17 protein-coding genes are annotated in these 19,319 nt (G+C 71.2%); 14 read left to right on the top strand and 3 right to left on the bottom strand.

The annotated features are described in order from the left end of the window. Window positions 1-24 precede the first annotated feature (24 nt). Together RM788_RS00710 and RM788_RS00705 are read left to right on the top strand one after the other, a co-directional pair. Entirely contained in the window at window positions 25-984 is a 960-nt protein-coding gene (locus RM788_RS00710) for a TIGR03885 family FMN-dependent LLM class oxidoreductase (RefSeq protein ID WP_315929444.1), read from the top strand. After that, the gene (locus tag RM788_RS00705; protein WP_315929443.1) at window positions 981-2,624 is read left to right on the top strand and encodes an alpha-amylase family protein; all 1,644 of its coding nucleotides are present in this window, start codon (window positions 981-983) and stop codon (window positions 2,622-2,624) included. Before RM788_RS00710 ends, RM788_RS00705 begins: the two co-directional genes overlap by 4 nt. Before the next feature lie 146 nt (window positions 2,625-2,770). Here the strand turns inward: RM788_RS00705 and RM788_RS00700 are convergent, their stop codons facing one another. Together RM788_RS00700 and RM788_RS00695 are read right to left on the bottom strand one after the other, a co-directional pair. Beyond that, window positions 2,771-3,460, bottom strand: coding sequence for a response regulator (locus RM788_RS00700; protein WP_399342885.1), 690 nt, complete (start codon window positions 3,458-3,460; stop codon window positions 2,771-2,773). After that, window positions 3,457-5,034: an ATP-binding protein gene (locus tag RM788_RS00695; RefSeq protein WP_315929442.1), complete on the bottom strand. Its 1,578-nt coding sequence runs from the start codon at window positions 5,032-5,034 to the stop codon at window positions 3,457-3,459. The genes RM788_RS00700 and RM788_RS00695 overlap by 4 nt, the downstream gene beginning before the upstream one ends. A 188-nt stretch (window positions 5,035-5,222) precedes the next feature. On the opposite strand from RM788_RS00695, the gene RM788_RS00690 reads away from it, so the two are divergent. From RM788_RS00690 to RM788_RS00645, 10 genes are all read left to right on the top strand, one after another. After that, window positions 5,223-6,176: a Bug family tripartite tricarboxylate transporter substrate binding protein gene (locus RM788_RS00690; protein ID WP_315929441.1), complete on the top strand. Its 954-nt coding sequence runs from the start codon at window positions 5,223-5,225 to the stop codon at window positions 6,174-6,176. Continuing rightward, window positions 6,173-6,709: a tripartite tricarboxylate transporter TctB family protein gene (locus RM788_RS00685; protein WP_315929440.1), complete on the top strand. Its 537-nt coding sequence runs from the start codon at window positions 6,173-6,175 to the stop codon at window positions 6,707-6,709. The genes RM788_RS00690 and RM788_RS00685 overlap by 4 nt, the downstream gene beginning before the upstream one ends. Then, window positions 6,702-8,207, top strand: coding sequence for a tripartite tricarboxylate transporter permease (locus RM788_RS00680; protein WP_315929439.1), 1,506 nt, complete (start codon window positions 6,702-6,704; stop codon window positions 8,205-8,207). Before RM788_RS00685 ends, RM788_RS00680 begins: the two co-directional genes overlap by 8 nt. 234 nt (window positions 8,208-8,441) lie before the next feature. Next, window positions 8,442-9,941, top strand: a complete 1,500-nt coding sequence (locus RM788_RS00675; RefSeq protein ID WP_315934952.1) for an amidohydrolase — start codon at window positions 8,442-8,444, stop codon at window positions 9,939-9,941. 164 nt (window positions 9,942-10,105) lie between these two features. Then, the gene (locus RM788_RS00670; RefSeq protein ID WP_315929438.1) at window positions 10,106-11,545 is read left to right on the top strand and encodes a DUF4331 domain-containing protein; all 1,440 of its coding nucleotides are present in this window, start codon (window positions 10,106-10,108) and stop codon (window positions 11,543-11,545) included. 88 nt (window positions 11,546-11,633) lie between these two features. Next, a complete protein-coding gene (locus RM788_RS00665; protein ID WP_315929437.1) occupies window positions 11,634-12,926 on the top strand; it encodes a tetratricopeptide repeat protein in 1,293 nt (430 codons plus the stop codon). After that, complete coding sequence (locus RM788_RS00660; RefSeq protein WP_315929436.1) at window positions 12,923-14,305, top strand: nickel/cobalt transporter; 1,383 nt, start codon at window positions 12,923-12,925, stop codon at window positions 14,303-14,305. The genes RM788_RS00665 and RM788_RS00660 overlap by 4 nt, the downstream gene beginning before the upstream one ends. Window positions 14,306-14,318: 13 nt before the next feature. After that, window positions 14,319-14,642: a hypothetical protein gene (locus RM788_RS00655; protein WP_315929435.1), complete on the top strand. Its 324-nt coding sequence runs from the start codon at window positions 14,319-14,321 to the stop codon at window positions 14,640-14,642. 17 nt (window positions 14,643-14,659) lie between these two features. After that, window positions 14,660-15,025 carry a GntR family transcriptional regulator gene (locus tag RM788_RS00650; RefSeq protein WP_315929434.1) on the top strand — a complete coding sequence of 122 codons (366 nt, stop codon included), beginning with the start codon at window positions 14,660-14,662 and terminating at the stop codon, window positions 15,023-15,025. Beyond that, a complete protein-coding gene (locus RM788_RS00645) occupies window positions 15,022-15,492 on the top strand; it encodes a GNAT family N-acetyltransferase (RefSeq protein WP_315929433.1) in 471 nt (156 codons plus the stop codon). The genes RM788_RS00650 and RM788_RS00645 overlap by 4 nt, the downstream gene beginning before the upstream one ends. A gap of 30 nt (window positions 15,493-15,522) precedes the next feature. Here RM788_RS00645 and RM788_RS00640 read toward each other — a convergent pair whose 3' ends face one another. Beyond that, window positions 15,523-16,512, bottom strand: a complete 990-nt coding sequence (locus tag RM788_RS00640) for a glycoside hydrolase family protein (protein WP_315929432.1) — start codon at window positions 16,510-16,512, stop codon at window positions 15,523-15,525. 174 nt (window positions 16,513-16,686) lie between these two features. On the opposite strand from RM788_RS00640, the gene RM788_RS00635 reads away from it, so the two are divergent. After that, the gene (locus RM788_RS00635) at window positions 16,687-17,679 is read left to right on the top strand and encodes a LacI family DNA-binding transcriptional regulator (protein WP_315929431.1); all 993 of its coding nucleotides are present in this window, start codon (window positions 16,687-16,689) and stop codon (window positions 17,677-17,679) included. Then, on the top strand, window positions 17,676-19,298 hold the full coding sequence (locus RM788_RS00630) for an FAD-dependent oxidoreductase (RefSeq protein ID WP_315929430.1): 1,623 nt from the start codon (window positions 17,676-17,678) through the stop codon (window positions 19,296-19,298). The genes RM788_RS00635 and RM788_RS00630 overlap by 4 nt, the downstream gene beginning before the upstream one ends. Window positions 19,299-19,319 lie beyond the last annotated feature (21 nt).

The raw sequence follows: 19,319 nt of genomic DNA, 5'->3' as shown, positions 1-19,319 counted from the left end.
CACTTCCGGGGTACCCGGCGTCGCATGACGTTGTACGGAGTGCACGCCTCCCACGAACAGGTCCACCCGTCCGAGTCCCTGTCCGCCGTCAGGCACGCCGAACAGGCCGGTTTCGACGCCGCGATGTGCTCCGACCACTTCTCGCCGTGGAGCGAACGCCAGGGCCAGTCCACGTTCGCGTGGTCCTGGCTCGGAGCGGCGCTGGAGGCGACGAACCTGCCGTTCGGCGTCGTCAACGCCCCCGGCCAGCGCTACCACCCGGCGATCATCGCCCAGTCCATCGGCACCCTCGGCGCGATGTACCCCGGCCGCTTCTGGGCCGCGCTGGGCACCGGCGAGGCCAGCAACGAGCACATCACCGGCGACGGCTGGCCCCGCAAGGGACTGCGCACCGCGCGGCTGCGCGAGTGCGTCGACATCATCCGCGCGCTGCTCGCGGGCGAGGAGGTCAGCCACGACGGGCTGGTGACCGTGGACCGCGCGAGGGTGTGGACCCGGCCGGACGAGCCACCACCCCTGATCGGGGCCGCGGTGAGCGTGGAGACCGCTCGCTGGTGCGCGGAGTGGGCCGACGGGCTGATCACCGTCAACGCGCCGCCCGAGCAGCTGCGCCGCATGGTCGACGCCTACCGCGACGCGGGCGGCAAGGGGAAGCTGCACCTCCAGGTCCACCTGAGCTGGGACCCGGACGAGGACACCGCCGTGCGGATCGCGCACGAGCAGTGGCGCAGCAACGTGTTCCCCCCGCCGGTGTGCTGGGACCTCGACACCGCCGAGGCGTTCGACGTGGCCTCGGCGGACGTGACGCCGGAGAAGGTCGCCGAACTCGTGAACATCTCCTCCGACCTCGGCAGGCACGCGGCCTGGTTGCGCGAATACGCCGACCTCGGCTTCGACGAGCTGTACCTGCACCACGTGGGCCAGGAACTGGACCCGTTCATCGACGCCTTCGGCGCCAAGGTCCTCCCGGAGGTCCGCTCGTGAAGCTCACCAACACCTCCGACGTCTGGTGGAAGAACGCCGTCGTCTACTGCCTCGACGTCGAGACCTACGCCGACTCCAACGGCGACGGCCACGGCGACTTCCGCGGCCTCACCCAGCGCATCGACCACCTGCACAAGCTCGGCGTGACCTGCCTGTGGCTCATGCCGTTCTACCCCTCGCCCGACCGCGACGACGGCTACGACATCACCGACTTCTACGGCGTCGACCCGCGGCTGGGCACGCTCGGCGACTTCGTCGAGTTCATGCGCACCGCGCGCGACCGCGGCATCCGCGTCATCGCCGACCTGGTCGTGAACCACACCTCCGACCAGCACCCGTGGTTCACGGAGTCCCGCTCCAGCAAGGACTCCGCCAAGCGCGACTGGTACGTGTGGGCCGACGAGCCGCCGGAGGACGGGCCGCAGGGGGTCGTGTTCCCCGACCAGGAGACGAGCCTGTGGCAGCTCGACGAGCCCACCGGCCAGTACTACCTGCACCGCTTCTACCACTACCAGCCCGACCTCAACGTCGCCAACCCCGAGGTGCGCGACGAGATCGTGCGCATCATGGGCTTCTGGATGGAACTCGGCCTGTCCGGCTTCCGGGTCGACGCGGTCCCGTTCCTGCTGGAGACCGACGGCCAGCTCGACGCCGCGAACCTGCCGGACCCGCACGACTACCTGTGCGACCTGCGGGCTTTCCTCAACCGCCGCAACGGTGAGAGCGTCCTGCTCGGCGAGGTCAACCTGCCCTACACCGACGCCATGAAGTTCTTCGGCAACGCCAAGGGCGTCGGCGACGAGCTGACGATGTGCTTCGACTTCATCGGCATGCAGCAGATGTACCTCTCGCTGGCCCGCCAGGACTCCGGCGCGCTCGCCCGTTCCCTGACCGAACGCCCGAAGCCGCCGCGCGACGCGCACTGGGCCACGTTCGTGCGCAACCACGACGAGCTGACCCTGGACAAGCTGACCGAGTACGAGCGCAAGGAGGTCTTCGCGGCCTTCGGCCCGGACAAGGACATGCAGCTCTACGACCGGGGTCTGCGCAGGCGGCTGCCGTCGATGCTCGACGGCGACCAGCGGCGCATCCGGATGGTCTACAGCCTGCTGTTCGCGCTGCCCGGCACACCGGTGCTGTTCTACGGCGAGGAGATCGGCATGGCCGAGAACCTCGCCGCCGAGGGCAGGCTCGCCGTGCGCACCCCCATGCAGTGGGACACCGGCGTCAACGGCGGCTTCTCCACCGCCGACGCGAAGGCGCTGCCCGGCCCCGTCGTCGAGGGGAAGTTCTCGCCCAAGCACGTCAACGTCGCCCAGCAGCAACGCGATCCCGAGTCGCTGCTGGCCTGGATCCGCCTGCTCGTCGAGCGCTACCGCGACTGCCCCGAGCTGGCGTGGGGCGAGTTCCAGGTGCTCGACGTCGACGAGCCCGCCGTCCTGGCCCACCGCTGCGACGCCGACGGGACCGTTGTCGCGGTGCACAACCTGAGCGACGCCGACGTCGAGTTCAAGCTGCCGATGAAGGACTTCGCGCGGCTGGAGGACCTGCTGCAGGACGGGACGACCAAGGTGCTCAAGAGCGGCACCGCGAAGATCGCCCTCCCGCCCTACGGCTGCCGCTGGTTCCGGGCGACCTGAGCACCCGCGGGTACCGGCCTCCCTCAGCCGGTACCCGCGGGTTCACCGTTGCCGCGGAACGACTTTCGCCGACGCGGAACCGTCCGCGCCACCCCAGGGCGCCCCGCTGCCGGCCAAGGCCGTGAACCGGCCTCAACCCATCCGAATCACACCAGCCGGTACCCGTGCGCCGGCCGGTTCGACACCCCGTAGCGCGGCTGCACCTCCGCCTTCCCGATGGCCACCAAGTGCTCCAGGTACCGCCGCGCGCTCACCCGCGACACCCCCGCGCTGTCCCCGACCTCCTGCGCCGACATGTCGCCCTCGGTCGACCGCAACGCCTCCGTCACCAGCCGCAGCGTCACCGCCGACAACCCCTTGGGCAACGCCGTCGAACGCGGTTTGCGCTGCCCCGCCGACAGCAGCTGGTCGACGGCGTCCTGGTCCAGCACGGGTTCGCGGCCGACGCGGAGCACCTCCGCCCGCTGCGCCAGGTAGGCGTTCATTCGCTCCAGGAACGACGTGCGGGTGAACGGCTTGACGAGGTAGTGGTCGACGCCGCGGGACATGGCCTGGCGGACGGTCTCGACCTCGCGGGCCGCGGTGATGGCGATGACGTCGACCGGGGGACCGCTGCGGGCGCGCAGGCGGGCCAGCACCTCCAGACCGGAGATGTCGGGTAGGTGGATGTCTAGCAGAACTAGGTCGGGGTGGAGTTCCTCGACGGCGCGCAGCGCGTCCATGCCGTGGTGGGCCTCGCCGACGACGGTGAACTCCGGGAGGGCGTCGAGGAACGCCCGGTGCACGGCGGCGACGGCGAAGTCGTCGTCCACCACGAGGGTGCGCACGGGGATCACGCGTCCGCCCCCACCGGCGTGGGGAGCCACACGTCGAACGAGGCACCGCCGAGTTCGGATTCGCCGATGTCGACGTGGCCGTCGCGGCGGGTGACCACCCGCGACACGAGTGCCAGTCCGATGCCCCGGCCGTGGGTCCGGCGCGGTTGCTTGGTCGTGACGCCCAACGTGAAGATCCTCCCGCGTTGTGATTCCTCGATGCCCGGCCCGTCGTCCTCGACCAGGATGCGCGCGCCGTCGTCGTCGGAGCTGACCAGCACGTGCACGGTGCCGCCCGCCCCGGCCGCGTCGACGGCGTTGTCGATCAGATTGCCCAACACCGTCAGGGCGTCGTCACCCGCCTCCCTCGTCACCGAGGAATCAGGGGAAAACTGGAAGGTGACACCCAGTTCGTGGGCGGTGCCCGCCTTCGCCAGCAGCAGCGCCGCGAGTTCCGGATCGGCCATGGCGCCGTCGACCGTCGCCGACGACAGCGACCCGGCGCCGCCGACGCGCTCGATGTACCGCACGGCGTCGGCCGGGCGCTCCAGCTCCAGCAGCCCGCTGATGACGTGCAGGTGGTTGGAGAACTCGTGGGCCTGCGTGCGCAGCACCTCGGTGATGGTGCGCTGGCCGTCCAGTTCGCGCAGCGCGTCGTGCAGCTCGGTGCGGTCGCGCAGCGTGAGCACGACGCCGACCGGCCGCCCCTGCGACTTGGCCGTCATCCGGTTCGCCACCAGCACCCGTTCGCCCGCGAGCACCAGCCGGTCGGCCATGTCCTCCGCCCCGCGCGCCAGGTCCAGCAGCCCGCCGCGCTCCAGGACCTGCGCCGCCGGTCGGCCGGTCGGGTCCTCGCGCAGGTCGAGCAGCCGCATCGCCTCGTCGTTGACCAGCACCAGGTGCTCGCGGTCGTCGACGGCGACCACGCCCTCGCGGATGCCGTGCAGCATCGCGTCGCGGGTCTCCAGCAGCTGGCCGATCTCCGCCGGCTCCAGCCGGAACGTCCGCCTGCGCACGGTCCTGGTCACCAGCGCGGCCCCCAGCGACCCGATCAGCGCGGCCGCGGCCAGCCACCCGATCAGCTCGGGCAGGTCGTCGGCGAAGTCGGAGGACAGCTGGGTCTCCAGGATGCCGACCGACGCGATGCCGATGACCGTCCCGTCGGCGGCCCTGATCGGTACCTTCGCCCGCAGCGACGTGCCGAGCGTGCCGGTCTCGGTGCCCACGAACACCTGCCCGGACAGCGGCGACGACGGGTCGGTGGACACCTTCTGGCCGATCCGGCCGGGGTCCGGGTGGGCGTAGCGGATGCCGTCGCGGTCGGTCACCACCACGTAGGTCACGCCGGAGGCCTTGCGCAGCACCTCGGCGAGCGGCTGGATGATCTCGGCCGGGCGCGGGGTGTCGAACGCGTCGATCACCGACGGCAGCCGGGCGACACTCTCGGCGACCGAGAGCATCCGGTCCTTGTAGGCCTCGCGGATCCGGTCGCTCTGCAGTTTCGCCGCGAGCAGCCCCGCCGTGCAGGTCGTGACCAGAACGATGATCACCTGCAGGGCCAGCAGGTAGACACCGAGGGAGAACGACCGACGCATGCTGCGCATTCTGGCCCAAGAGGCTCGCGAGCCGCTTCACGACCATAACGACCAATACGACCGTTACGGCCAGTGCGTTAACGATCACGCGCGGTCTGCCTAGCCTCAGCCGCCATCGGGGCACAGGAGCCCCGGCGACCGAGAGGCTTCCAACAATGTCAACGATTCACGCCCGTGGAGCGCGCACGGTGGCGGCCGCGACGATCGCGGTAGGCCTGGCGCTCGCGGGTTGTGGCGCCTCGGGTTCCTCGTCGAGTTCACTCGCGAAGCTCGAGATCATGGCCCCCGCCGACCCCGGCGGCGGCTGGGACCAGACCGCGCGCTCCATGCAGGCCAGCATCACCAGCGCCGACCTGGTCAAGTCGGTCCAGGTGAGCAACGTGGGCGGCGCGGGTGGCACGGTCGGGCTGCAGAAGCTCGCCAACGAGAAGTCCGAGAGCTACCTGATGATCACCGGCCTGGTGATGGTCGGCGCGGTCGAGTCCAACGGCGTGGACAAGCGACTGGAGGACGCGACCCCGATCGCCCGGCTCACCGCCGAGGACGAGGTCGTCGTCGTGCCCGCCGACTCGCCGTACCAGAAGATCGACGACCTGCTCGCCGACATCGCGGCCAAGGGCCAGGGCGTCTCGATCGCGGGCGGTTCCGCGGGCGGCACGGACCACATCCTCGCCGCGATGATGCTCAAGGCGAAGGGCATCGAGACCTCCAAGCTCAACTACGTCGCCTTCTCCGGCGGTGGCGAGTCGCTCGCCGCGCTGCTGGGCAACAAGGTCAACGCGGGCATCTCCGGCATCGGCGAGTACGCCGAGCAGATCAAGGCGGGCAAGCTCCGCGCGCTGGCCACCTCCGGCCCGACCAAGCACGAGGACCTCAAGGCCCCGACTCTCAAGGAGTCGAACATGGCCGTCGAGCTGATCAACTGGCGCGGTGTGGTGGCCCCCGGCGGCATCTCCGTCGCGGCGAAGGACAAGCTCGTCCAGCTGGTCACCGAGATGCACGACAGCGAGTCCTGGAAGGCGGAGCTGGCCAAGAAGGGCTGGACCGACACCTTCCTGACCGGTCACGAGTTCTCCAAGTTCCTCACCACGGAGATCAGCAACATCCAGACCACCCTCAAGGAGATCGGGCTGGTGAAGTGACGTCCGTCGACTCTGCGACACCGTCGGCGGACCCGGTCCGCGGACGGCAGATCGAGGAGTACGTCTTCGGCGGGTTGATCGTCGCGCTGGGGATCTTCACGCTGGTCGAGGCGGGCACCATCAAGGTGCCCGCCTCGGCGGGCTCGATCGGCCCCCGCGCCTTCCCCTACGCCGTGGGAGTCCTGCTCGTCGCCACCGGGCTGGCGGCCGTCGTGGCCACCGTGCGCGGCAAGTTCGGCGAGCAGGAGGACGCCGAGGACGTCGACGCCGGTGCGAAGACCGACTGGCTGACCGTCGTGAAGCTGCTGGCCTTCCTCGTCGCCCACCTCGTCCTGATCGACCTGGTGGGCTGGCCGGTGGCGGCGACGCTGCTGTTCGCGGGCGCCGCCTGGTCGCTGGGCGCCCGGCCGTGGTGGAAGGTCCTGCTGATCGCGGTGGTGCTCGCCCTCGTGATCCAGATCGCGTTCGCGACCGGACTGGGCCTTTCCCTGCCCGCCGGGATCTTTGAGGGAGTGCCACTCCTCGATGGATAACGTCACGCTGCTGCTCGAGGGTTTCGCCACCGCGATGCAGCCCGAATACCTGCTCTACGCGCTGCTCGGCGTCACGCTGGGCACCGCGGTCGGCGTGCTGCCGGGCATCGGCCCGGCCATGACCGTGGCGCTGCTGCTGCCGTTGACCTACACGCTGGAACCCACCGCGGCGCTGATCATCTTCGCGGGCATCTACTACGGCGGCATGTACGGCGGGTCGACCACGTCGATCCTGCTGAACACGCCCGGCGAGTCGTCCTCGATCGTGACCGCGCTCGAAGGCAACAAGATGGCGAAAGCCGGGCGCGGTGCCGCCGCCCTCGCGACGGCCGCCATCGGCTCCTTCGTCGCGGGCACGATCGCCACGGTGCTGCTGACCGTGCTGGCGCCGACCATCGCCGACCTCGCGGTGACCCTCGGGCCACCCGACTACTTCGCGCTGATGGTCGTCGCGTTCATCACGGTCGCCGCGCTGCTCGGCTCGTCGATCAGCCGCGGGCTCGCCTCGCTGGCCCTCGGCCTGTTCGCCGGGCTGATCGGCACCGACACGCTCAGCGGCCAGCCCCGGCTGACCATGGGCCTGTCCACGCTGGCCGACGGCATCGACGTGGTCGTCGTCGCGGTCGGCTTCTTCGCCGTCGGCGAGGCGCTGTACGTGGCGTCGCGGCTGCGGCACGGACCGGTCGAGGTCGTGCCGGTCGGCGGCAAGTGGATGACCAAGGAGTTCTGGGCCCGCTCGTGGAAGCCGTGGTTGCGCGGCACCGCGATCGGATTCCCGATCGGCACCATCCCGGCAGGCGGCGCGGACGTCTCGACGTTCCTGTCCTACGCGGCCGAGAAGAAGCTCTCGAAGCACCCCGAGGAGTTCGGCAAGGGCGCCATCGAGGGTGTCGCGGGACCGGAGGCGGCCAACAACGCGGCGGCGGCGGGCGTGCTCGTCCCCCTGCTGACGCTGGGTCTGCCGACCACGGCGACCGCGGCGGTCATCGTCGCGGCGTTCCAGAGCTACGGCATCCAACCGGGCCCGCAGCTGTTCACGAGCAACCCGGCCATGGTGTGGGCGCTGATCGCGAGCCTCTACATCGGCAACGTGATGCTCCTGGTGCTGAACCTGCCCCTGGTCAAGATCTGGGTGAAGGTGCTGCAGATCCCGCGGCCGTACCTCTACGCGGGCATCCTGCTGTTCGCCGCGCTCGGCACGTACGCGGTGAACTTCATCGTGGAAGACCTGATCGTGCTGCTCGTCATCGGTGTCGTCGGCTTCTTCATGCGCCGCCACGGCTACCCGGTCGCGCCCGCCGTCGTGGGCATGATCCTGGGACCGATGGCCGAGGAGCAGTTGCGCCGCACCCTGACGATCAGCCAGGGCGACCCGGTCGCACTGGTGGACAGCCCGTTCGCCATGGTCGCCTACAGCCTCCTGGCGCTCGTGCTGATCCTGACGATCGTGTTCAGGATCCGCCGGACCAAGGTCGACAAGGTGAAGGTCTCGGCGTGACGCGCTGATTCCCGACCCCGCTGGACCCGGCCGGTGGTGGCCCTCGTGGCCGCCACCGGCCTTTCCTGTTCCTGCTGACGCTGGCGCGCACGGTTGTCGAGACCGCTGACGGCGTTCCTTTCCGCCACGCCGGCCTCCATCACCAGCCAGAGCAGGACCACAGGCAGACTGCACGTCGTGACGACAACTCTTCTGGTCGGCGGCCGCATCTACTCCTCGTCCGGGGCGACCGCGATGGCCATCACCGACGGCACGATCGTGTTCGTCGGCCAGGACTCGGTCGGCCGCACGCTGCACCCCGACGCCGAGGTCGTGGAACTCGACGGGGCGTTCGTGGCGCCGGCGTTCGTCGACGCGCACGTGCACGCCACGTCCGCCGGGCTGCAGCTGACCGGGCTGGACCTCGCCGGGTGCGCGTCGCTGGCCGAGTGCCTCGACGCCGTCCGCGCGGCCGACGGGCCGCTGATCTGGGGGCACGGCTGGGACGAGACCCGCTGGCCCGAACGCCGCACGCCCACCCGCGCCGAGCTGGACGAGGTCGCCGGGGGAGCGCGGGTGTACCTGTCGCGGATCGACGTGCACTCCGCGCTGGCCTCCTCCGCGCTGGTCGACCTGGCGCCCGAGGCCCGCACCGCCGACGGCTGGTCCGAGGACGGCCCGCTGTCGCGCGACGCCCACCACCACATCCGCTCCGTCGCCCAGGCCGCCATCCCGGTCGAGCAGCGCCGGGCCGCCCAGCGCGCGTTCCTGCGCCACGCCGCCAGCCGCGGCGTGGCCGCGGTGCACGAGTGCGCCGGGCCGATCGTGTCCAGCGTCGACGACCTCGCAGACCTGCTCGCGATGACCGACGGCCCCGAGGTGGTCGGCTACTGGGGCGACGTCGAGCCGATCGACCTGCCGGTCCACGGCCTGGCGGGCGACCTGTTCGTGGACGGCGCCATCGGCTCCCGCACCGCCGCCCTCGTCGCCCCCTACACCGACCAGCCCGACACCTCGGGCGCGCTCTACCGCGACGCCGACGCCATCGCGGCCCACCTGGTCCGCTGCACCGAATCCGGGGTGCAGGCCGGTTTCCACGTGATCGGCGACGCCGGGATGGCCGCCGTCGTCGAGGGCTTCGAACTGGCCGCGGCGCAGGTCGGCGCACCCGCGCTGGCCGCCCGCCGCCACCGCCTCGAACACGTCGAGATGATCACCGCCGACCAGGCCGCCCGGCTCGGTGCGTTCGGCGTCGTCGCCTCCGTGCAGCCGCTGTTCGACGCGGAGTGGGGCGGCCCGGACGGCATGTACTCGCAGCGCCTCGGCGCCGACCGGGGCACGCGGCTCAACCCGTTCGCCCGGCTCGCCTCCGCCGGGATGCTGCTCGCGTTCGGTTCGGACACCCCGGTCACCACCCTCGACCCGTGGGCGGCCGTGCGCGCGGCCGTGCACCACCGCACGCCGGGCTTCGGCCTGTCGCCGCGCGCGGCCTTCACCGCGCACACCAAGGGCGGCTGGCGGGCGGCGGGCGTGGACGACGGCGTCACCGGCACCCTCCAGCCGGGCGCTCCCGCGACCTACGCGGTCTGGGAGGCGGGCGAACTCGTCGTCGCCGGGTCGGACTCGCGGGTCCAGCGGTGGTCGCTCGACCCGCGTTCCGGGGTGCCCGGTCTGCCGCCGCTGGAGCCGGGAGTCCCGCTGCCCGTGTGCGTGCGGACCGTCCTCAACGGACGCACCATCTACGAGCGGGACTAGACCCAACGATCTTGTACGCCCGTGGAACTGGTCCGAACAGCCGCAACCACTGGGCTGTTCGCACCAACATCACCTGTGTAATGGCTGAGCGTTGAACGCCACTGCTGATTCCTGCGAATCCCTCCCTGAAGCCCGCACGCGTGGGCGAGGGGAAAGGAGCGGGCATGGCAGAAGCACCACCACTGACACGGCGGCGACGCACGAGGGGCGTGCTGGCCGCCGCGGGCGCCACGTTGTTGATCGCCGCGGTCGACGTCCTGGTGCCCGGCTCTTCGGTGGCCTCCAGCCACCGCGAGGCGCCGTTGATCTCGGCGGACCCGTCGGTCGACAACACCGACCTGTACGCGTTCGTCGCCGGTGACCAGCCGGACTTCGTGACGGTGATCGCCAACTACTACGGGTTCCAGGAACCCAACGGTGGCCCCAACTTCTACCCGTGGGCGACCGACGCCCACTACGACATCAACATCGACAACGACGGCAACTCGGTGCCGGACCTCACCTACCGGCTGACGTTCAAGACCGAGGACAAGCGCGGCGCGGACACGTTCCTCTACAACAACGGCGTCGTGTCCTCTTTGGACGACGAGAACCTGTTGTTCCGCCAGACCTACAGCCTCGAGCAGCTCGACGACGCTGGCGGCCGCAAGATGCTGATCAAGGACGGTCCGGTCGCCCCGTCCATCGTCGGACCGGCGTCCATGCCGTACTTCCAGCCGCTGCGCGACCAGGCGATCAGCAAGCTGCCCGGTGGCGGCCAGATCTACGCCGGTCCCGCCGACGACCCGTTCTTCGCCGACCTGCGGGTGTTCGACCTGCTCTACGGCGCGAACCTGTCCGAGGTCGGTCAGGACACGCTCAAGGGCTACAACGTCAACACCATCGCGCTGCAGATCCCGAAGCACATGCTCGCGCTCAAGGGCGACGCGCAGCGCAACCCGAACATCGGCATCTGGGCCGACACCGAGCGGCAGACCCTGAAGCTGTCGCCGGGCCAGGCCACACCGGAGGGCCCGTTCGTCCAGGTGTCCCGTCTGGGCAACCCGCTGGTGAACGAGGTCGTGTCCTCGGCCGGGATCAAGGACGCCTTCAACGGCCTAGAGCCGGTCAACGACGGCAAGGTGCAGGCGCTGCTCGACCGGGTGCTCACCCCGGAACTCCCGGCGCTGGTGGAGTCGATCTACGGGATCAAGGCTCCCGCGGCCCCGCGCAACGACCTGCTGGAGATCTTCCTGACCGGCATCACCACCAAGGCCGGTGGCCCGATCAAGACCGACCTCAACTCGCAGCTGAACAACATGGACGTCGACCCGAAGAAGTTCGTGCCGTCCGAGCAGTTGCGGCTCAACATGTCGATCGCGCCGAACCCGGAGCCCAACCGCCTCGGTGTGCTGGCCGGCGACACGCAGGGCTTCCCGAACGGCAGGCGCCTGTTCGACGACGTCGTCGACATCGAGATCCAGGCGCTGGAGGGTGCCGCGCAGAGCGGCCACCTGGTCAAGGCCCTCGCGGCCGGGGACAAGGTCCACCACAACGACGTGACCTTCGCCCCGAACTTCCCGTACGTCGGGCTGCCGCGGAACAAGGCCGTCAACACCCCCTGACCGCTTTCGGACCCGAACGATTCCACGCTGGACGCGGCCGCCCGCGTCCGGCGTGGGGTGGAAGGTGTGGAGTGACCGAGGAATCGCCGTGAAGCGCCAGTACTGGTTGTGGTCCGCCGCGGTCGTCGCCGTGGCGGTGACGGCCGTCTCCTTCGCCGCCCGCTCGGGCGGCGCCCCCGCGCCGGCTCCCGAGCCGAACAGGGCGAACGCGTTGCAGACCAGGACGGTCGCGCTGCAGGACAAGCTGCACGCCCGGCCGGGGGACGCCGGGACGTGGGCCGAGCTGGGCGCCACCTACACCGAACTCGCCCGCGCCGGGGCCGATCCCTCGTACTACGCCAAGGCCCAGGGCGCGCTGGAGGAATCGCTGAGGATCGAGCCCGACGACAACGGCGACGCGATGCTCGGCCAGGGCGCGCTCGCCAACGCCCGGCACGACTTCGGCGCCGCGCGCGACTGGGGCGTCAAGGCGCAGGCCGTCCGGCCCGACTCCGCCGAGGTGCAGGGCGTCCTGGTCGACGCCTACACCCAGCTCGGCGACGACGCGGCCGCCACCACGGCGTTGCAGCGAATGCTGGACCTGCGTCCCGGTGTCGCCTCCTTCACCCGCGCCTCCTACCACTTCGAACTGCACGGCCGCGACGACGAGGCGAAGCAGGCGCTCGACCGGGCGCTCACCGCCGCGTCATCGGCCGACGAGCAGGTGTTCTGCCACTACTACCTCGGCGAGCTGGCGTTCAACCGCGGCGACCTCACCGAGGCCGCCCACCAGTACGACCAGGGGCTCGGGCTGAGCCCGCACGACGTGACCTCGTTGCAGGGCAAGGCGAAGGTCGCCGCGGCGCTGGGCAGGCTCGACGAGGCCGTCGACGGCTACCGGCAGGTCGTCAGCCGCGTCCCGGTGCCGCAGTACCTGCTGGAGTACGCCGAGCTGCTCGACCAGGCGGGCAGGCCCGCCGAGGCGGCCGCCCAGTACGCGATCCTCGCCGAGCAGAAGAAGCTGCTCGCCGCGCAGGGCGCCAACGACGACCTGACCCTCACGACCGTCGCGGCCGACCACGGCGACCCCGCCGAGGCCCTGCGGCTGGCGGAGGAGGAGTGGGGGCGCAGGCAGAGCGTGCTCGCCGCCGACGCGATGGCGTGGGCGTTGCAGGTCAACGGCCGCCACGCCGAGGCGCTGGAGTTCTCCGACAAGGCCGCTGCGCTGGGCTGGCGCAACGCCACGTTCTCCTTCCACCGCGGCATGATCCTCGCCTCGCTCGGCCGCGGCCCCGAAGCCGTGTCCGCGCTCACCGAGGCGCTGTCGGTGAACCCGTACTTCTCCCCGCTGCACGCGCCCGCCGCGCGGACCAAGCTCGCCGAGCTGGAGACCACCCGATGAGGCGCGCCGCGGTCGTGGTCGTCCTCTGCGGACTCGGGCTGCTGCTCGGCTCCGGGGTGTCGGCCGCCCACCCGCTGGGCAACTTCAGCGTCAACCACTCCGACGTGCTCCAGGTGCACCCCGACCGGCTCGACGTGCGGTCCGTCGTGGACCTCGCCGAGATCCCCACGCTCCAGGAACCCAAGCCGGTCGACGCGGCTGCCAAGTGCGCCGACGTCCGGTCCTCGTTGGACGCCCGCGTCGACGGCGACCGGCTGGACTTCACCACGAAGTCCGCCGAGGTCACCCACCCGGCGGGGCAGGCCGACCTGGCCACCACCCGGCTGGTGTGCGAGTTCAGCGCGCCGGTCGCGGTCGACGGCAAGGTCGCGATCACGTTCGCCGACACCTACCTCGACGACCGGATGGGGTGGCGCGAGATCGTCGCCACCGGCACCGGCGTGGCCCTGTCCGGCGACGTGCCGACCGGCAGCGCCACCGACGAGTTGCGCCAGTACCCCCAGGACCTGCTGAGCACGCCCATGGACGTGCGCTCGGTCAGCGTGGGCGCCGAACCCGGCGCCGGCACCGCGGCGACGGGCGCCACGCCCATCCGCACCGGTGTGGGGTTCATCGACAGCACCACGGCGGCGTTCACCGGTCTGATCGGCTCGCGTGACCTGACGCCGATGGTCGGCGTGCTGGCCGTGCTGCTCGCGCTGGTGCTCGGCGCGTCGCACGCGGCCCTGCCCGGCCACGGCAAGACCCTGATGGCCGCCTACCTGGCCGGACGCCGGGGCACCAGCCGCGACGCCGTGCTGGTGGGCGCGACCGTGACGTTCACCCACACCGCCGGGGTGCTGGTCCTGGGCCTGCTGCTCAGCGTGTCCAGCGCGCTGGCCGGTGACGTCGTGCTGCGCTGGCTGGGCATGGCCAGCGGCCTGCTGGTGGCCGTCATCGGCGGCGCGCTGCTGGTCTCCGCCCTGCGCCGCCGCAAAGCTGCCCGCTCCGGCGTCGAACCCGAGCACGGACATGGCCACGGTCATGGACATGGGCACGGCCACGGCCATTCGCACGGCCCCCGGTACGGCCGCGCGAGCCTGATCGGCATGGGCGTCGCGGGCGGCCTGGTGCCCAGCCCGTCCGCGCTGGTCGTGCTGCTCGGCGCCGTCGCGCTCGGCCGCACCTGGTTCGGCGTCGTGCTCGTGTTCGCCTACGGCGCGGGCATGGCCGCCATGCTCACCCTCGCCGGGCTGCTCCTGATCAAGGTGCGCGACCGCCTCGAGAACCTCGCGGTCACCGCCCGGCTCCGCAAACTGGCCGACTTCACCCCGTTCAGCACCGCCGCACTGGTGCTGGTCGTCGGACTCGGCCTCACCACCCGCGCACTGATCGGCTAAGGAGAAACACACCGTGAAACTGTTCTTGATCGCCACGGCCCTCTTGCTCGCGGGTTGCACCGCGGGAGGGGCCACCGCCGCCGGCGTCAAGTTCGACGACGAGGGCCTGGCGGACGTCGCGTGCATGAAGCACCAGCCCGCCCCGCCGAGCGCGAACTACACGAACGAGGACGGCGGGCCGACCGACGAGGTCCTGCCCGTGCTGCGGTACTACACCGCCCACGGCAAGAAGGCCTTCTGCGACGGCGCGGGCCCCAGTGCGGCGGACAAGGCGTGGGCCGCGGTCTACGTCGACCTCGGCGCGGACAAGGCCAACGTGGCCAAGCTCCTGGGGTAGCTGCCAGGATCTCCGGTGTGATCAGCATCGACCCGGAGTCCCAGGTCCCGCCGTACGAACAGGTCAGGGCGGGTTTCGCCCAGCGCATCGCCAACCGCGAGCTGGCCGTGGGCGCCCGCCTGCCCACGGTCCGCGCGCTGGCCGCCACCCTCGGCCTCGCGGTCAACACCGTCGCCCGCGCCTACCGCGAACTCGAGGAGGCAGGCCTCATCGAGACCCGCGGACGCGCGGGCACGGTGGTCAGCGCGGCGGGCGAGCGTTCCCGCGAACGCGCCCTCCGCGCCGCCCGCTCCTACGCCACGACCGCCCACGAGATCGGCCTGACCGCCGACGAGGCCCTCGACATCGTCCGCGCCGCCCTCGCCGACCGGGAGTCCCGGTGATCGTCCGTCCCGCCGTCGCGGCGGACCTGGACGCCTTCGTCGCCTCGGCGGCCGCGCTGTTCGCCGAGGACGGCGGCGTCCGCGATCCGCGCGTGGACGTGAGCTGGCCACTTCGGCACGGGCACGAGTACTACGGCGCCGCGATCGCCGCCGACAACGTCCTGTGCCTGCTCGCCGTCCACGACGACCGGGTCGTCGGCCACCTGCTGGGACGGCTCAAGGGCCCCAACGAGGTCCGCCCCGCCGTGGTCGGCGCCGAACTGGAGAGCATCCGGGTCGCCGAGGACGCGCGCGGCACCGGCGTCGGCGCGGCCCTGGACGGCGCGTTCCGGACCTGGGCGCTCGATCGCGGCGTCAACGAGATCACCGTGCACGCTTACGCCGCCAACACCGCCGCCCTCGCCTACTACCGGGCTCGCGGCTACCAGCAGCAGTCCGTCGTGCTGCGACTCCCGCTGGAGCGCTGAACGACCGGCCCCGCACGGCCGGTCGACCTCCTACACCGCTCGTGCGATGGCGATCGCGCCCTCAAGCCGTGCGCCCGCCTCGTAGAACATGTACTCCACGCCGTTCTCGGTCCCGAACGACGGCGCGGCCGAGCGGCCGCGGTCGGGCGCACCGCTCAGTGGCGTGTGGAACACCCCGAGGTGCACCTTCTTCGTGAAGTCGTTCCCCACCTCGGTCAGGTGCATCGTGCCGAGGTTGGTGTGGAACACCACGTAGGTGGTCCCGTTGCGGTAGGCCAGCGACGGGGCCGCGGCGTCGGTGGCCCCGACCTCGGAGGCCTTGATCAGGGGAGTCTGGGAGAACGTCCAGTTGCGACCGTCGGCCGACCACCCCCAGCCGATGTTCCGCTTGTTCGCGGTGGTGTTGGTCATGAACACCATGACGTAGTTCGCGCCGCGCGAGGCGATCTTGTGCTCGAACACCCTGGCGTAGGACGTCTCGGTGGTCCCGGACGGCAGCATCGACGTCGACAGCACCACCTTGTCGTAGGTGAAGGTGATGCCGTCCTTCGACCGCGCCAGCCGGGTGGTCGTGTTCTCGCCGTGGAAGTACAGCCACATCTCCTTGGCCGCGGTGTTCCACAGCACGTGCGCCGAGGACACGTGGGAGACCGAGTAGTGCGGCGCCCAGTCGCGCTTCACGATCGGGTTGTTCGGGTACTCGGTGAACGGGCCCTCCAGCGAGTCGCCGTAGGCGAGGCAGATGCCGCCGGGCGCGTCGTGGGGCGCGTAGTACAGGTAGAACCGGCCCAGCGCCCCGCTGACGCGGCCGACGGTGCCGCGGATGGTGGGGAAGATCAGCTCGTTGGTGGGGTTGTACTTCAGCGCGCTCTTGTCGAACGCCGTCCGCACGTACCGGTAGGTGGGGAATCCCGCGGGTCCGGCCGACGCGATCCCCGGCGCCAGCGACGTCACCGCCAGGCCGAGACCCAGACCTCCGCCCGCTCGGAACAGCGTCCTGCGGCTCAGTTCTCCGGTCATCGTGTGCTCCCTCTCGCCGTTGGGGGGTTGGCCGAGTGTCGTGTCCGCCGGAGGGGTCGGTCAAGGTGCTAATACGTATTAGTGCTGGGGAAACGCAAAATCGGACAAACTCTTGACATGCGCCGGAAACATCTCCACTCTGCTCGCTAATCCGCATTAGCACCGGGAGGGCCCATGACGCGCCGCGCACCACGGCAAGCGGACATCGCCGCGTTGGCGGGTGTCTCGCAAGCCACCGTCTCCGTCGTCCTCGGCGGCCGGGGGAGCGTGCGGATGGCCGAGGACACCCGGCTGCGGGTGCTCGCGGCCGCCGAGGAGCTGGGCTACGTACCGGATCCGGTCGCCACGCGGCTCGCGTCCAGGCGCAACCACATGCTCGGCCTGTACACGTTCAAGGCCACGTTCCCGACCGACGTCGCCGACTCCTACTACCCGATCCTGGTCGGGGTCGAGGAGCAGGCGGCCGCGCTGGGGCAGGACCTGATCCTGTTCACCGGCGCCGACGGCCGGGGCGAGCGCACGCACGACGAGGCGGCGATCCGGCGGACGAAGATCGCCGACGGGTGCCTGTTCTTCGGGCGGCACGTGCCCGTGGCGTCGATCGAGAAGCTCGTCGAGACCGACTTCCCGCTGGTCTACATAGGACGCCGGGACGAGCTGGACGGCCGGATCCCGTTCGTGGGCGCGGACTACGTGGCCGCGTCGGCCGCCGTGGTCGACCAGCTCGTCGGGCACGGCCACCGGGTGATCCGGTACGTCCGCGAGAACGACGACGCGCCCTCGTCCACCGACCGCGAACGCGGAGTCGTCGAAGCCTCCGCCAGGGCGGGGATCGACTGCCGGGTCGTGCGCACCGACGTCGACGGAACCACCGCCCAGGAGTGGCTGCACGACGGGGTCACCGCGGTCGTGGTCGAGGAGACCGACACCGACGCCGCCTACCTCGCCGTGCGGAGGGCCGTCGACGGCACCGACCTGTCCTACGCCGTGCTCGGCCGACCACCCGAGGGCGGCGAGGACGTCACCGGGTTCGAGGTGCCCCGCCGCGAGATGGGCCGCCGCGCCGTCGAACTGCTGGTCGAGCTGATCACCGGCGACCCGAAGGACCTCCACCAGCTCCTGCCCTGCACCCCGGTGCCGGGCACCACCGTGAAGGACGTGCGATGACCGAACTGGACACCGAGATCCTCGTCGTCGGGGGCGGCCTCGGGGGAGTGGCCGCGGCGCTGGCCGCCGCGGGCGCGGGGCACCGGGTGGTGCTGACCGAGGAGACCGACTGGATCGGCGGCCAGCTCACCGCGCAGGGCGTGCCGCCGGACGAGAACCCGTGGATCGAGCGGTTCGGCGCCACCGCCTCCTACCGGCGCGTCCGCGAGGGCATCCGCGACTACTACCGCAGGCACTACCCGCTGCGCGCCGAGGCGATGCGGCTGGCGGAGCTGAACCCCGGCGCGGGACGGGTCAGCAAGCTCTGCCACGAACCGCGCGTGGCCCTGGCCGTGCTGGAGGCGGCCCTGGCGCCGCACCGCAGCGCCGGGCGGATCACCGTGCTGACCCGGCACCGGCCGACCGGCGTGCACACCACCGGCGACTCGGTCGACGCGGTGGACCTGGTGGACGACGACGGCGGCACCGTGACGGTGCGCGCGGACTACGTGCTGGACGCCACCGAGAACGGCGACCTGCTGCCGATGGCGGGCGTCGAGCACGTCGTGGGGGCGGAGTCGCGGGCCGAGCACGACGAGCCGCACGCCCCGGACGTCGCCGACCCGACGAACCTCCAGGGCATCACCTACTGCTTCGCCCTGTCCCACCACGCGGGCGAGGACCACGTCGTCGACCGGCCGCGCATGTACGACTTCTGGCGCTCCTACCGGCCGGCGTTCTGGCCCGGCCCGCTGCTCGGCTTCACCGCCCCGGACCCGCGCACCCTCGAACCCGTCGCGCGCACGTTCGAACCGAACCCCGACACCGACCCGCTGGCCGTCACCGCGGACCAGAGCGCCGACGCGGGCGACAAGGAGCTGTGGGCGTTCCGCCGCATCCTGGCCCGCGGGATCCACCAGCCGGGAGCGTTCGACTCCGACATCACGCTGGTCAACTGGCCCCTCAACGACTACTGGCTGTCCCCGGCCCTGGAGATCCCCGGCGTGGTCGACGCGGCGGCCGTGGCCAAGGCGCACGACGAGGCCAAGCAGCTCTCCCTGTCGGTCCTGCACTGGTTGCAGACCGAGGCGCCGCGGGTCGACGGTGGCACGGGCTTCCCCGGCCTGCGGCTGCGCCACGACGTCATGGGCACCGCCGACGGCCTGGCCAAGTCCGCCTACGTCCGCGAGTCCCGCCGGATCAGGGCCGTCACCACGATCACCGAGCACGACGTGTCCCTCGACCTGCTCGGTCCCGGTGAACGCACCCGCTACGCCGATTCCGTCGGCGTCGGCAGCTACCGCATCGACCTGCACCCCTCCACCGCGGGCGACGGCTACGTCGACATCGCCAGCGTCCCCTTCGAGATCCCTCTCGGCGCGCTCCTGCCGCAACGGGTCGACAACCTGCTGCCTGCGGGCAAGAACATCGGCACCACCCACATCACCAACGGCTGCTACCGGCTCCACCCCGTCGAGTGGAACGTCGGCGAGGTCGCGGGCCACCTCGCGGGCTTCGCCCTGCGCCGCGGCAGGTCCCCGCGGCAGATCCGCGCCGACACCAAGCTGCACGACGAGTTCGCCCAACTCCTGGACCATGCGGGCGTCGAACGCCACTGGCCCGACGTGCGCGGCTACTGACCCATGAATTCACCGGAGGTG

Origin of the sequence: Umezawaea sp. Da 62-37 (assembly GCF_032460545.1) — a bacterium.
GTDB lineage: Bacteria > Actinomycetota > Actinomycetes > Mycobacteriales > Pseudonocardiaceae > Umezawaea.
Note: the sequence above shows the minus strand (reverse complement) of the source record. Positions and strands in the feature narration are given on the sequence as shown.